This is a genomic window from Geovibrio thiophilus (assembly GCF_004087915.1).
Taxonomy (GTDB): domain Bacteria; phylum Chrysiogenota; class Deferribacteres; order Deferribacterales; family Geovibrionaceae; genus Geovibrio; species Geovibrio thiophilus.
Genome location: NZ_CP035108.1, coordinates 317236 through 330629, shown reverse-complemented (window position 1 = coordinate 330629; position 13394 = coordinate 317236). Strand labels below are relative to the sequence as shown.

Here is a 13394-nt window from a genome sequence, read left to right as displayed (position 1 = left end):
GGATGCTGTATGAAATAACCGAGTCCTACGGACGAATCAAAAACTATATCAAGCACCTGCCGCTGTATTACTCCAACAATTTCTCCGAAATGACAGGAGCGGACATCTACTTCAAGCTGGAAAACCTTCAGCGCACAGGCTCATTCAAGATACGCGGCGCGCTCAACTGCATCCTGAAAAACATAGACCGATGTAAAGACGGCGTGATAGCCGCCTCCGCCGGAAACCATGCTCAGGGCGTGGCGTTCAGCGCCAAAAGCCTCGGACTCAAGGCTGTTATTGTAATGCCCGAGTTCACGCCCATGGTAAAGGTGAACAATACCCGCGGTTACGGCGCAGAAGTGATTCTTTTCGGGCGCTCGTTTGAAGACGCCTACAAGCATGCGGTGACCCTAGCCAAAGAAAGAGGTTTGCAGTTCATACACCCCTTTGATGATCCGGATGTTATAGCCGGTCAGGGCACTATAGCCTATGAGATACTCAGCGAAAAAAGCGATATAGACCAGATTGTCGTCCCTGTGGGCGGCGGCGGGCTGATTTCGGGAATCGCGGAATATGTTAAAAACACCCGTCCGGAGATAAAGATAATCGGCGTTCAGGCGGAAGAGGCGGCGGGAATGGTCAGCAGCCTTTCCGAAGGACGTGTGGTAAGCCTCGCGTCATCTTTCACATTCGCAGAGGGTATTGCCGTTAAGAAGGTCGGCGATCTCACCTTCCGCTGCTGCCAGAACTGTGTTGACGAGATGATAACCGTCTCCGAAAACGAAATAGCCCTTGCCGTACTTGAATATATCGAAAGAGCCAAACTGGTTGTGGAGGGTGCGGGGGCGGCTCCTTTGGCGGCGCTTCTTGCCGGCAAGCTTGACATTGCGGGGAAAAAGACCGTGCTCGTGGTCTCCGGCGGCAATATAGACGTAACCACCATTAACCGCATAATCAGCCGCGGGATGACGGCAACCGGACGCTTTATGACAGTCGCAATCATCCTCCCCGATGTTCCGGGCGCTCTGACTGCGCTCTCGGGAGAAATAAGCAGCCTGAACGCGAATATTCACGAAATAGTCCACATCCGCAATGACCACAACATTCCCCTCAGCCGCAGCAGGGTCAACATATCCCTTGAAACCAGAGGCTTTGAGCACATAGAGCAGATCATGGAACGCCTCAGCGCGCTGTATGAGGTAACAAGGCTGGTTTAAAATAACAGCAATTCCGTACAAGAAAAGAGATCCGCTCAGGGATAAGCTTATGGATATGGAAACAGCAGATATTGTACTCACCGGAACAGACAGCCCCTACGGACGAATCGAAGTGATGAGGGCGCAGATGATAAACACCCGCTTTGCCAAGCACTTCCATGAGGGGTTCGGTGTGGGAGTAATCACCTCCGGAACTCTCTCATTCAATTACAGAGGTGAAAGGCTCATAGCGGGGAAGGGGCTTGTCAACACGGTAAACCCCGATGAACCCCATGACGGCTGCCCCGCAGAAGGCAGCGGCTGGACATACCGCATGCTGTATTTTGCCGAATCGGTTTTTTCCAATGCGTTTCATGATATATCCGCACAGAACAGAACACCGTACATAACAAACGGAGTGATTGAAGACGGAAGCCTCGCCTCTGAGATACTCCGCTACACTGAAATTACAGCAGATCCTGAAAGCAGCGCCCTTGAGAAAGACTCGGCAGCATGTACGCTTATGGCTTCGGTAATCGCCCATACCGATAAAAAGCCGCAGGGAGTGAAAACCTGCCGCCTCGGAAGCAGGCTCCGCACCGTAAAAGACTTTATCAACGACCGCATAACCGAAAACATCACTGGACGGGAGCTGGCGGACACGGCAGGTCTGAGTCTTTTTCACTTCATACGCTCTTTCAAGGCGGACACGGGACTCACTCCTCACGAATACGCCTCTGTGCGCAGGGCGATATACGCCCGAAAACTCCTTGAGAACGGACTTACTCCGGCTGAGGCAGCAAGTGAAGCGGGATATGCCGACCAGAGCCACATGACAAAACGGTTCCGCCGCTTCTTCGGCACAACTCCGAAAACTTTTCAGCAACTGCGTACTATAGCTTACTGAGCATAAAGAGGATACTCCCTCATAAGAGGGGGTTAGCCCGTGAAATATCATCTTTATCTCGCTTCGGCGATGCTCATTGTCGGCAGTTCGGTTACTGCCGGTAAATTCATAACTGTAAATACACCTGTCAGCCTTTCCATGTTTCTCCGCTTCGCCGTGGGGAGCGCAGTTCTGTACCTGTTTATGGTTATGAGAAAAGAGCGCCCCGCCCGTCTGTCAGCGGGAGCCGCGTTTCTGGTCTGTTCGCAGGCGCTTCTCGGTTCTGTTCTGTTTAATGTTTTTCTGCTCAAAGGGCTTAAAACCGTCTCCGCTGTGACATCCGGCATAATCTCAGGCTTCACGCCTGTTATGCTGACTGTTTTATCCTTTGTTCTGCTGAGGGAGAAGCCGGACAGGGTAAAAATCACTGCCTCCTGCATAGCCGCGGCGGGTGTGATAATCGCCAGCGCGGAATCAGGGGAAATCGAAGCGGACACAGCGGGACTGCTCTTCGTGTTCGCCGCGGTGCTCTCTGAATCACTTTTTCTGATAATGCGGCGAGTGATCAAGACTGATATATCCACAACCTCCCTGTCGCTTTATCTGTCGCTTGCGGGAATGTTCTTCTTCGCATTTCCCGCCGCGGGGGAAATGACTGCGCTGACAGTGAGGGAATATGCGGTGATCGGCTACTACGGAGTATTCATAACCGCCGCAGCCTACCTGCTCTGGCTGGAGGGAATAAAGTATGTTCAGGCATCCGCCGCATCGGCATATACCGCTGTAATGCCCGTCAGCGCGGCATTAACGGGAGTAGTTTTCTTAGGTGAGCCGTTTCTGCCCAAACATTTTTACGGCTTGGTTCTCGTGTCCGCCGCCATAATCCTTACGGGAAAAAGGCGCTAACTACAAAAGCTGCCATCTCTCTTCCATTTCCTTCATTCATCGTATAAACTGAATATCAAGGAACTTACGGTGCAGCATGGCAAAAAAGACAGTGACAATGGCTATAGCCTACGACTTTGACGGAACCCTCGCCCCGGGAAATATGCAGGAATATGACTTCGTTCCGAAAGTGGGTATGACCACGGCTGATTTCTGGAAGGAAACATCATCAGAGACAGTAAAACACAATGCAGACAGAATCCTCATATACATGAAGCAGATGCTGGACAAAGCGCAGGCGGCGCGGGTCTCCGTCCGCAGAGAGAATTTTGTGGACTACGGCAGATCTGTCCGGCTTTTTGCAGGAGTCACAGACTGGTTCCGGCGGATAAACGATTACGGAAAATCAAAGAATATAATTGTCGAGCATTACATAATCTCCTCCGGTATTAAGGAGATGATAGAGGGGACACCCATAGCGGATGAGTTTAAAGCGATTTACGCCTCATCCTTCGTTTACGATCATAACGGAATCGCCGTATGGCCTGCTCTCGCAGTGAACTACACCACCAAGACACAGTTTCTCTTCCGCATAAATAAAGGCGTGCTGAACGTTTATGACGATCATAAGGTAAACGAGTATCTCCCGCAGGATGAACGCCCCGTGCCGTTTGAAAACATGATCTTCGTCGGCGACGGAGAGACGGATATTCCATGTTTCCGTCTCGTCAAGGAGCAGAACGGGCACTCCATAGCGGTCTTCCCGCCGAAGAAAAAGGGCGCAAAAGCACGAACGGACAAGCTTATCGCAGAAGGCAGAGTGAATTTCGCCTGCGCTGCTGATTATTCCGCCGGTTCATCAATAGAAATCACGGTGAAAGCGGTAATAGACAAAATAGCCGCCGATTCCGCCCTGAAAGCGCTGGGAAAAATACCGTGAAAAGCGCATCCCGGAGTGCTAAACTTCATCATGGAGATTTATCATGAACGGAAAAACTGACTCAGCGGCATTCATCCTCGGCATATTCATAATGCTGGGGCTCGGCATACTAGGCTGGCAGCTCGCTTCAGCCGCCTTAAAATATAAATCATTTGAAAGAACAGTCGCCGTCAAAGGGCTTTCCGAAAGGGAATACCCCGCTGATGTTGTAATCTGGACACTGAAATTCAGCGTGGCGGAAAACGACATCACCAAGCTTTACATAGAGATGGAGAGGAATGTCTCCAAAATAAAAGCCTTCCTTCTGAACAACGGACTGAATGAAAGCGAAATAAGCGTCTCTGTTCCCGCCATTTCCGATGTATACGCAAACCAGTACGGCACAGACCGCAGACCTGAATACCGCTACACGTCACGGCAGGCGGTAACGGTTTACTCATCGAAGGTTGAGTCGGTGCGCTCGCTCATGACGCAGACAGGCGAACTGGGCAAGGAGGGGCTTGTGCTCACCGGAAACGAATATGAAGCTCCCGCAGAATACATATTCACCCGCCTGAACGAAGTCAAGCCGCAGATGATAGAGGAAGCAACCAAGGCGGCGCGGGAAGTCGCCCAGAAGTTTGCCGGAGACTCGGGCAGCAGACTTGGCAAGATAAAAAGCGCCTCTCAGGGGCAGTTCACGATAAGCGCCCGTGACACCAACAACCCGCACATAAAAAGCCTCCGTGTGGTTTCCACCGTGGAGTATTACCTCTCGGATTAATCCATATAACCCTGAGCCAGCCTGAGCGCCGCGTAAAACGATACAGGAAGCAGCGGTCCGTGGGATAACTGCGGATACTCCCTGTATTGAACAGAAATGCCTTTTACTGACGCGAAACGGTATGCCGCCGTCTTCGCAGCATCCGCCGGGACAGAACTCACCGCCTTCACACGGGCATCATACGCCTTGGCATGCTCCCCTTCCGAGCGTTCGGGGCGCTTCCTCTCCAGCCCGCTTTTCATAATAAGCAGCTTAAGATCTTTAAACTCATACAGCGCGGCGGCGAAAGCTTCCGATTCCCTCAGCACCGCTCCGCCGTTCCACCAGAGAGAGGGATCCGCAGAGGCATATGCCTGAAAACTGGCGGGCGACGAGGTAAGCACATAAAGCACAAACAGCCCGCCGTACGAATGCCCCCAGAGCGTCTGTTTTGTCTTATCTATGGACGCAAGCTTTTCAACTGAGGGTTTTATCTGTTTTTCTATGAGTTCAAAATAATGTGCGGCACCGCCGTTCATGCGGCTTTTTTTGAGAGCATCGGGAAACGGTCTGCCGTCATCTGCGGGCGGGGTGTAGTCATATGCTCTCGAATCCACATCAAAGCGCTCCTCAGTCTCATAGCCTATGAACACAACCACAGGCGCCCCTTCCTCCGCAAGCCTCTTCTGAATACCCTCACTGAAATCCGCAAACGCGGCATTGCCGTCAAGAGCATACAGGACAGGATAGCCTTCCGAGGGAGCAACGGAGGACGGAACACCCACTATGACACGATAGTTTCTCTCCCCATCGGCAGATGAGAATTTCAGGGTTTCAAAACTGTACGGAGCAGACCCCGCAAGGGCGGAAGAAACAAACAGAAACAGCGCCAAGAAAGCATATCTGAACATGGATGAAGCCTCACAAAAGATCCTCTGGTATGCCTCATGGCGGGATTCCGAAAGTTTTAGGCATTATACTTAATCTTAGGGATAAAACAATTTTAAACTGAACAACGCGCTCCTCTCTGTTAACTTTTTTAATAATACAAAAACTGTCTCAATTTTGGCATGCTTCTTGTTTGTAAAGATACATACACAATAAACCATACCCGTATTAAGGAGGTCTTTATGTTTAAATCTGAAAAAATCTACTCTCTCAGCGGTTCGTCACTGAAAGTATCCGGATGTGAGATTCTGGCAGATACAGGAATACCGAATCAGATTCTTTTTGCTTCGGAAAATACCGAGCTGGAATGCTTCCTGTTCCACACAATGATGAATAAGCAAAGGCTGCATACTTCATATGTGCACTCAAACAATTTTTTCTGGACTATGAACCTCTCACCCGCTGCCATAGAGAAAATCTGTAATGAGCTCCCCTTTCTTCCTTCCAATTTTTTCATAGAAATAACTGAGAAAGGACGTTATTCCGAGGACTTTATAGATTGTGCCAAGCCCTTTTCGCATATGCTTATTCTTGATGATTTCGGCACAGGCTACGCAAATATGGAAGCAGTGTATAAGCTGAAACCACACGGAGTCAAAATTGATAAAACATTCTTCGGCAGTTCAGCAGCATATCTGAAATCACTTATAAGCGAGCTGAGGAATTACGTTTCAGTGATAATCGCTGAAAAGGTTGAGAATGAAGACGATTTCGCGTTGATGAAAGAACTGGGCGCGGATTTTTTTCAGGGTTTCTACATGCCTTCAAAAAAACTGAAAAACGTGAGCAGAGCGGCAACTGCGGCTGTATAAAATATCTTTTCAGACAGAATTAAAAGAAAGACGGTGCTGAGCCGTCTTTTTTTATGCCCGGTTCAGCTTAATTTTTTGCTGAACATAGCTTATAATTAAGCAGGGGTGATATATGCGTAAAATTCTCATAATAGATGATGATATATTCTTCCTTAAGGCTCTCAAAAGGATGCTCACCACGCTGGGGGACTATTCTGCGGATATTTCAGCCGACGGAAGCATAGCTTTCAGAAGTCAGGAAATACGGGAATATGATCTTGTAATGCTTGATCTCAACATGCCCAAGCCGGATGGCAGAGAATGCCTTATGGCTGTTAAAGCGTCCGCCCCGTCGGTTCCTGTAATAATAGTAACAGGGGAAAACAGCACAGAAACCGCCGTTGAGTATCTCCGTATGGGCGCCTATGACTATCTTACCAAACCGATTGATCGCAACAGGCTGAATGCAACCCTTGAAAACCTCTTCCGCCTCAAGTCGCTGGAAGAGGAGCTGGACTCCATAACTCGGCACCTGCTCAAAAACGAGCTTGAAAAACCGTACTGCTTTGAAAAGATACTCACCCTCGACGAAACCATGAAGAAGAACTTCCGCTATACGGAGGCAATAGCCCCTACATCAAAACCGGTGCTCATATGCGGTGAAACCGGAACAGGCAAAGAACTGATGGCTGAATCGCTTCATTTATGCAGCGGGCGGGAGGGAAAATATGTTTCCGTTGATGTGTCAGGCATTGATGACTCGGTCTTCTCCGACACGCTTTTCGGTCATACGAAAGGAGCCTTTACCGGAGCGGATAAGGCACGAAGCGGGCTGATCGAAACTGCGTCCGGAGGAACAATATTTCTCGATGAGATAGGCGACCTTCAGGAAGCCAGCCAGATAAAGCTTCTGCGGCTTTTGCAGACGGGTGAATACTACCCGCTGGGCAGTGATGCTGCGAAAAAAAGCAGCGCACGGATAGTAACCGCGATGAACAGAACACCGGAAGCCTTGCTGGACAAAGGTTTCAGGAATGACCTCTACTACAGGCTCAGCACATACAGGATAGATGTTCCGCCGCTGCGGGAGCGGAAGAAGGACATACCCCTTCTGGCACGCTTTTTTTACTCCGGCGCGGCAAAAGAGCTTAAGATCCCCGACAGACCTGACGAAAGAGCTCTCGAACTGCTTTTAGCCTACCGGTTCCCCGGAAATGTCAGGGAACTGAAAAGCATAATGGAAGACGCCGCATTGCAGCAGAAAATCGGCAGAACCCTTTTTGATACCATAACCGAAAGACTTAATATAAAAGAGGTTTCAGGTGAAAAGAAAGCCCGGCTTAAATTAACCGATGTCTTTGGTTTTCTGCCCACTATAAAACAAGTGACAGACGCTCTGGTTAACGAAGCTCTGGAAGAAACAAAAGGCAGCCAGAAAGATGCCGCAGCGATTGTAGGGCTCAGCAGGCAGGCATTTAACAGAAGACTGAATATGCAGAAAAAAGAATAAACTGGCACAGTCCTTGCATATCAGAATGCAAGGAGATAATATGAAATATCCAATAATAATCACTATTACTTTAATTCTGTTAACAAGCTGTAAAAAGGATGATACTCCTGTCAGAATAGGTGTAAACGGATGGCCCCCGTGCGAGATTTGGTACGTTGCACAGCAGCAGGGCTATTTCGGCGATGTGCCGGTTCAGATTGTGCGGTTTTCCGCATGGACAGACAACATGAAGTCCCTGTATCTCGGCAATACAGACATCACCCACGCAACTTATTTTAATGCCCTGTACTTTCTGGACAAAGGCGAACAGGCGAAGATAGTTCTCTCCTCTGATACCATAGACGGCGGTGACGGACTGACAGTGAAAAACGGCATATCCTCAGTCAGTGAGCTGCGCGGCAAAACAATCGCCGTTGAGATCAACACGGATGAACACTTTCTTCTGTATAAAACACTCAAACAGGCAGGGATAAGTCTTTCGGATGTAAACCTGCTGAACTCCTCCGCTGCGGACGGACGTGACCATTTCATAAATAATGAGGCTGACGCAGTGTACACATATGAGCCTTATCTTTCTCAGGCTGCTTCAAACGGCGGAGGGAAAATAATCTCAACAGCAAAGGAACTGCCCGGGTATATGACGGACACTCTCATGGCTTCCCAAAAGCTTATTAACGACAGACCGGAAGAAATAAAGACAATAATAACGGCATGGTATAAAGCACAGGCATATATCCTTGCCAATCCGGAAGAATCTTTCGGGCTCATGGCAGCCAATGAAAAAATGACTCCCGAAGATTTTGCCGCATTTTACCGGAGCTTCCGTTTTTTCACCGCTGAGGAAAACAGAAGCATTCCCTCGTCTGAAAACTTTGTGGAAGTGGTAACCGAAATAGCAGACTTTCTGGGAATCAAACATACCGATTATGAAAACATAGCGGTAACAGATTTTCTCCCCTGAGGGAATGAGGAAAGTATATGACAAAAATGTTCAGACGGAGATACTCGCTTTTCATAAAACTTCCTTTTTTCACTGTGCTCATGATATTTGCTGTGGGCGCCTCCTCTGTGTATTTTCTTCAGGGCAGCATAATGAAAAAAGCGGAAACACGGACAGCGGAAACCGCGGTACTAAGCCTGACCAGCCTTGACTGGTCAGTGGCGTCTCTGCTGAGAAATGAGGATTACAGATCACTCCAGAGGCTTGTCGAGAATACAGGCTCAAACCGATTTATAAACGTGCTGAGAATATGCTCCGGCAAAAACATCGTAATAGCCAGCAGCAACCCGCCGGAAGTCGGAGCGGAGTGCGGCACAGGCATAGTCGGCAAGATACTTGAGGAAAACAGCCTTATAGAAAAAGGGTTCTCTTCCGAAGGTGTTTTTGAGGCTGCCATACCTGTAACCGGTCCATCCTATGACAAAGATTCAGGAAGCATTACTCAGGCTGTGCTGTACCTTCAGGTCGACAAGGCATTTATTGGCAGGACCTACAAAGAGTATATGGAGTTTTTCATTACTCAGTACGTGATAGTGTCTGTTCTTGTCACTCTCTGTCTGTTTTTTCTCATAAACAGTATGATACTTAAACCGCTGAAAAAATATCAAAACGCCATAGACATGATATCCCGCGGCAGCTACGGAGTAAACATTGAAATCATCCGTCATGACGAACTGGGCAGCTTTGCCGAAGGGCTGAATACCATGTCCTTTGAAATTTCCCGCAAAAATGATGAACTGAAGCGCATTAACAAAAACCTTGAGGAATACCTCAAGGCGATAGACGAAAGCGTTATTGTTATACGCTCCTCCATAAGCGGCAGGGTGACTTACGCCAATAAAAAGTTTTACGAAATGTCCGGCTACTCTCATGAAGAGATCATTGGTCAGCCGATCAACAATCTGCGAAGCTACAAAATGAACACAGAGGATATTATTGACTACTGGGAAACACTTCTTAACCGTTTCATATGGAATGATGTAATAGAAAATGTGTCCAAAGACGGCAGAAAATACTATGTAAACGCCACTGTCAACCCAATCTGCGATACAAACGGTGAGGTAGTGGAGTTCATAGACATCTGGTACGACATCACACGGATATATGAACTTAAAGAGGAGCTTGAGCTTCACAGAGAACATCTGGAAACCCTTGTTCAGGAGCGCACTAAGGAGCTTTTTGAATCGCACATTGAATTGCAGAAGCTTTATGAGGAGTCCGAAAAGCTCAACAAGATGCTCACCATGACTCAGACAAGAATGCTCCAGCAGGAAAAACTCGCCTCCATAGGTCAGCTTGCCGCCGGAGTTGCACATGAACTCAATAATCCCATAGGCTTTATCTCAAGCAATTTTGATGTGCTGAAAAGTTACTATGAAGCAACAACCCTCTATATAGCCGAAATAATACGAACCGTTAAAGACTCTGAGGGAAGGCAGTATCCGGGCGAGATCACAGAACGGCTTTCGGAAAGGATCGGACATATCAGGGAGGAGTACCAGATGGAGTACATAATAAACGACGCGAAGGAGATCTTCCGAGAGTCCGACCACGGCTTCTCCAGAGTGACGTCAATTATAAACAGCCTCAGGGATTTCTCAAGAATAGACACAGACAGTGCCAGCGCAGGCTACAATCTTAATGAAGGTGTTATAAATACTCTGAAAGTAGCCAGAAACGAAATTAAGTATGTCGCAGAAGTCATAACCGATCTGTCCGAAGATCTTCCTCTTCTTGTTGTAAACGGCGGGGAAATAAATCAGGTGCTTCTGAATATTATAGTAAACGCCGCTCAGTCTCTGGCTTCCGAAGGAAAAAGCACAGCGGACGGACGTATTGAGATAAAAACAGCTCTGGAAGAGGACTATGTTGTCTGCACGATAAAAGATAACGGCGGGGGCATACCGGAAAAACTTCTGAACAGGATCTTTGATCCGTTCTTTACCACAAAGGCACCGGGCAAGGGCACCGGGCTCGGACTCAGCATTTCATACGATATTATTGCCAATAAACATAAAGGGATTCTCGCCGCCGAAAATGAAAACGGCGCCAAATTTACACTAATGCTGCCTGTAACGGGAGCAGAAAGCAAAACCGGAGGAGAACATGTCTGATATATGGATGATACAAAATATCAGTACAGCAGAAAACCGCACTGACGAATACATCAAGGACGCGCTGAACCATTTTATGGAAACAGCCGGCTGCAAAGCGGAAGTTATAGACAGGGCAGAAGCAGGAAAAACCGGCTCAGGCGCAATATACATATGTATAGATGAGAGGCTCTTAAAAATTACCGAAATATCCGAAAACTTCTCTCTTAAAGACGCAGAAATTTTTGCACGGATAATGGAGCTTGAGATAAGGGAAAGAAAATACAGACAGGAGATCACAGAGCTGAAAGAGCTTATTCACCGCAACAAATTATGCACATGCAGCCAGATAAAAATTCCGCAGGCGGCTCTTTTCCGTCAGGAAAAACTGGCAGCTATAGGTCAGCTTTCAGCCGGTATAGCCCATGAGCTTAACAACCCCATAGGCTTTATTTCATGTAATTTTGATGTTCTTAAAAACTACGCCTCGGAAATACGCGCTTTTATCTCAGAGGCGGGCAGAATATCAGACTCCGCAGCATTTGAAAAAGCAAAGTCTGCCCACAGAATTGATGAGATCATCTCTGACACTGAGGATATTTTCACAGAATCTGAAGAAGGTTTCAGGAGGATCACAGGAATTGTGGCAAATCTTCTTGCATTTGCCCGCTCTGATGCCAACAGGCTTAAACGCGGAAGCTTCAATAACGCAGTGGCAAACACTGTATCAATAGCGAAAAGCGAATTTAAGTTTACGGCAGAGGTTATAACAGAGGCAGGCGATCTGCCTGAATTCATATTCAATACGGGCGAGATAAGTCAGGTGCTCCTCAATATTCTCCTTAACGCTGTGCAGGCAATAAAACAGCAGAAAAAAGCGGCAATGGGGCTGATTGTAATAAAAACGTGGGAGGAAGACGGTTTCGCCTGCTGCTCAATCAAAGACGACGGTCCGGGGATAAAGCCTGAAAGCGCGGACAGAGTTTTTGAACCCTTTTTTACCACAAAACCGATCGGAGAAGGAACCGGTCTCGGTCTTAATGTCTCATATGATATAATAGTCAATAAACACAAGGGCAGTATAAGCGCAGAAAATAATCCGAACGGCGGTGCGGTGTTCTCATTCCGTATCCCCATGATTGATGAAACGGCAGGTTCAGATGGAACATGAAGCAGGAACAATTCTTATCGTAGACGACGAGCAGAATATACTCAATTCCCTTAAAAGACGGTTCTTCGGAAGCAGGGTCAAAGTGCTGACTGCCTGCGGTGCTGCTGAGGCGCTGAAGATAATGTCAGAGCACAAGGTGGATCTGATCCTGAGCGATTACAAAATGCCCGATGTTAACGGCATCCAGCTTCTTACGCAGATCAAAGAGCAGTATCCGTACACTTTCAGGGCCATACTCAGCGGCTATGTGGAAACAGACGCAATAACACACGCCATAGGGAAAGGCATTGCCATGGCATATTTCAAAAAACCTTGGAACGCCTACAACCTTCCGGAAAGGCTTGTCCACATAATATCCACCATGCAGCGCATAAAGGACAGAGAGCTCATAACCGTTTTCAGCCGGATAGAAAAACTCCCCAGTCTCCCTGATATTTATCTGAGGCTGGACAAGGCGATAGAAAGCGGCGCGTCTGTGGATGTCTTAACGAATATTTTCAAAGAGGATGTCTCTCTCACGGCAAAAATCATGCAGATAGGCAACTCGGTGTTTTACGGCGGCAAAGCTTACACGACTATTGAGCAGACAGTGCTTATGATAGGTCTCAACGCAGTACGGGAAATTGTCCTTATGTATAAAATGGCAGAGCAGATAAACTGCTGCGTGAGTGAAGCAAAGCTTGCCGCCGTATTCAGAAAAGGACTGATACTTAATAAAGGCGTTGACTTCTGCCTCCGCCAGAGCGGGCAGGAATATAACAAAAGCATAGCATCCACTGCCGGACTGCTCTCCTGCATAGGGGAGATAATACTTCTCTGCTTCAGACCCGAAAGATACGAACAGACACTAAAAACAGCTGCCGAACATGCGTGCTCTTTTGCAGAAGCGGAGGAGCTGCTCAATATCAAAACAGATCTCAGCACCCATATAACGGGTTACTTTCTTGAATTGTACAACATCCCCTTCGACACTCTTGAGGTTTTGATCTATCAGCAGAAACCGGAAGATGCTTCTCCTGAAAACAGGCTTATTGCCGCCGCTCTACTGGCTGTTTCACGCATAACTGCGGCACTGGAGCATCAACGGGATACGGACACAAGCTTCTATGAATCATGCGGCAGCGGGCTGATAAGCCCGGAAACTGTCGGGAAAACGGCTGAAATGCTGAAAGAAATACTGCCGGAGCGGAAATAAGCCGCTCCGGCAGATACACTTGGTAAATCATCTTGCGGATGGACTGTCAAAGAGG

The 13394-nt window shown here is 48.0% G+C and carries 12 protein-coding genes; 11 read left to right on the top strand and 1 reads right to left on the bottom strand.

The window, feature by feature from the left end; all coding sequences use genetic code 11:
- The first annotated feature begins 2 nt into the window (after positions 1-2).
- The 5 genes from ilvA (at position 3) to EP073_RS01485 (ending at position 4652) form a co-directional block, all read left to right on the top strand.
- Positions 3-1199, top strand: a complete 1197-nt coding sequence (gene ilvA, locus EP073_RS01505) for a threonine ammonia-lyase (protein WP_128465410.1) — start codon at positions 3-5, stop codon at positions 1197-1199.
- Between the two features lie 49 nt (positions 1200-1248).
- Positions 1249-2085 carry an AraC family transcriptional regulator gene (locus EP073_RS01500; RefSeq protein WP_128465409.1) on the top strand — a complete coding sequence of 279 codons (837 nt, stop codon included), beginning with the start codon at positions 1249-1251 and terminating at the stop codon, positions 2083-2085.
- A gap of 39 nt (positions 2086-2124) precedes the next feature.
- Positions 2125-2970 (top strand): DMT family transporter, encoded by an 846-nt coding sequence (locus EP073_RS01495; RefSeq protein WP_128465408.1) that lies wholly within the window; start codon positions 2125-2127, stop codon positions 2968-2970.
- 76 nt (positions 2971-3046) lie between these two features.
- Positions 3047-3889 (top strand): HAD family hydrolase, encoded by an 843-nt coding sequence (locus tag EP073_RS01490; RefSeq protein ID WP_128465407.1) that lies wholly within the window; start codon positions 3047-3049, stop codon positions 3887-3889.
- 43 nt (positions 3890-3932) lie between these two features.
- Positions 3933-4652: an SIMPL domain-containing protein gene (locus EP073_RS01485; protein WP_128465406.1), complete on the top strand. Its 720-nt coding sequence runs from the start codon at positions 3933-3935 to the stop codon at positions 4650-4652.
- Here EP073_RS01485 and EP073_RS01480 read toward each other — a convergent pair.
- Positions 4649-5542: an alpha/beta hydrolase gene (locus EP073_RS01480; protein ID WP_128465405.1), complete on the bottom strand. Its 894-nt coding sequence runs from the start codon at positions 5540-5542 to the stop codon at positions 4649-4651. The two genes, EP073_RS01485 and EP073_RS01480, sit on opposite strands and share 4 nt — an antisense overlap.
- A 219-nt stretch (positions 5543-5761) precedes the next feature.
- Here EP073_RS01480 and EP073_RS01475 point away from each other — a divergent pair, with 219 nt between their 5' ends.
- From EP073_RS01475 to EP073_RS01450, 6 genes are all read left to right on the top strand, one after another.
- Positions 5762-6391 (top strand): EAL domain-containing protein, encoded by a 630-nt coding sequence (locus EP073_RS01475; protein WP_164885239.1) that lies wholly within the window; start codon positions 5762-5764, stop codon positions 6389-6391.
- A gap of 112 nt (positions 6392-6503) precedes the next feature.
- Positions 6504-7880 (top strand): sigma-54-dependent transcriptional regulator, encoded by a 1377-nt coding sequence (locus EP073_RS01470; protein WP_128465403.1) that lies wholly within the window; start codon positions 6504-6506, stop codon positions 7878-7880.
- A gap of 40 nt (positions 7881-7920) precedes the next feature.
- The gene (locus tag EP073_RS01465; protein WP_164885238.1) at positions 7921-8841 is read left to right on the top strand and encodes an ABC transporter substrate-binding protein; all 921 of its coding nucleotides are present in this window, start codon (positions 7921-7923) and stop codon (positions 8839-8841) included.
- A gap of 17 nt (positions 8842-8858) precedes the next feature.
- On the top strand, positions 8859-10994 hold the full coding sequence (locus EP073_RS01460; protein WP_128465401.1) for an ATP-binding protein: 2136 nt from the start codon (positions 8859-8861) through the stop codon (positions 10992-10994).
- Complete coding sequence (locus EP073_RS01455; protein WP_128465400.1) at positions 10987-12144, top strand: sensor histidine kinase; 1158 nt, start codon at positions 10987-10989, stop codon at positions 12142-12144. Before EP073_RS01460 ends, EP073_RS01455 begins: the two co-directional genes overlap by 8 nt.
- Positions 12134-13339: an HDOD domain-containing protein gene (locus EP073_RS01450; RefSeq protein WP_164885237.1), complete on the top strand. Its 1206-nt coding sequence runs from the start codon at positions 12134-12136 to the stop codon at positions 13337-13339. The genes EP073_RS01455 and EP073_RS01450 overlap by 11 nt, the downstream gene beginning before the upstream one ends.
- Positions 13340-13394: the final 55 nt, after the last annotated feature.

Bases quoted from the DNA above. Each gene is read 5' to 3' on its own strand.
- ilvA (WP_128465410.1), top strand. From the start codon at position 3: ATGCTGTATGAAATAACCGAGTCCTACGGACGAATCAAAAACTATATC.
- EP073_RS01500 (WP_128465409.1), top strand. From the start codon at position 1,249: ATGGATATGGAAACAGCAGATATTGTACTCACCGGAACAGACAGCCCC.
- EP073_RS01490 (WP_128465407.1), top strand. From the start codon at position 3,047: ATGGCAAAAAAGACAGTGACAATGGCTATAGCCTACGACTTTGACGGA.
- EP073_RS01485 (WP_128465406.1), top strand. From the start codon at position 3,933: ATGAACGGAAAAACTGACTCAGCGGCATTCATCCTCGGCATATTCATA.
- EP073_RS01480 (WP_128465405.1), bottom strand. From the start codon at position 5,542: ATGTTCAGATATGCTTTCTTGGCGCTGTTTCTGTTTGTTTCTTCCGCC.
- EP073_RS01475 (WP_164885239.1), top strand. From the start codon at position 5,762: ATGTTTAAATCTGAAAAAATCTACTCTCTCAGCGGTTCGTCACTGAAA.
- EP073_RS01470 (WP_128465403.1), top strand. From the start codon at position 6,504: ATGCGTAAAATTCTCATAATAGATGATGATATATTCTTCCTTAAGGCT.
- EP073_RS01465 (WP_164885238.1), top strand. From the start codon at position 7,921: ATGAAATATCCAATAATAATCACTATTACTTTAATTCTGTTAACAAGC.
- EP073_RS01460 (WP_128465401.1), top strand. From the start codon at position 8,859: ATGACAAAAATGTTCAGACGGAGATACTCGCTTTTCATAAAACTTCCT.
- EP073_RS01455 (WP_128465400.1), top strand. From the start codon at position 10,987: ATGTCTGATATATGGATGATACAAAATATCAGTACAGCAGAAAACCGC.
- EP073_RS01450 (WP_164885237.1), top strand. From the start codon at position 12,134: ATGGAACATGAAGCAGGAACAATTCTTATCGTAGACGACGAGCAGAAT.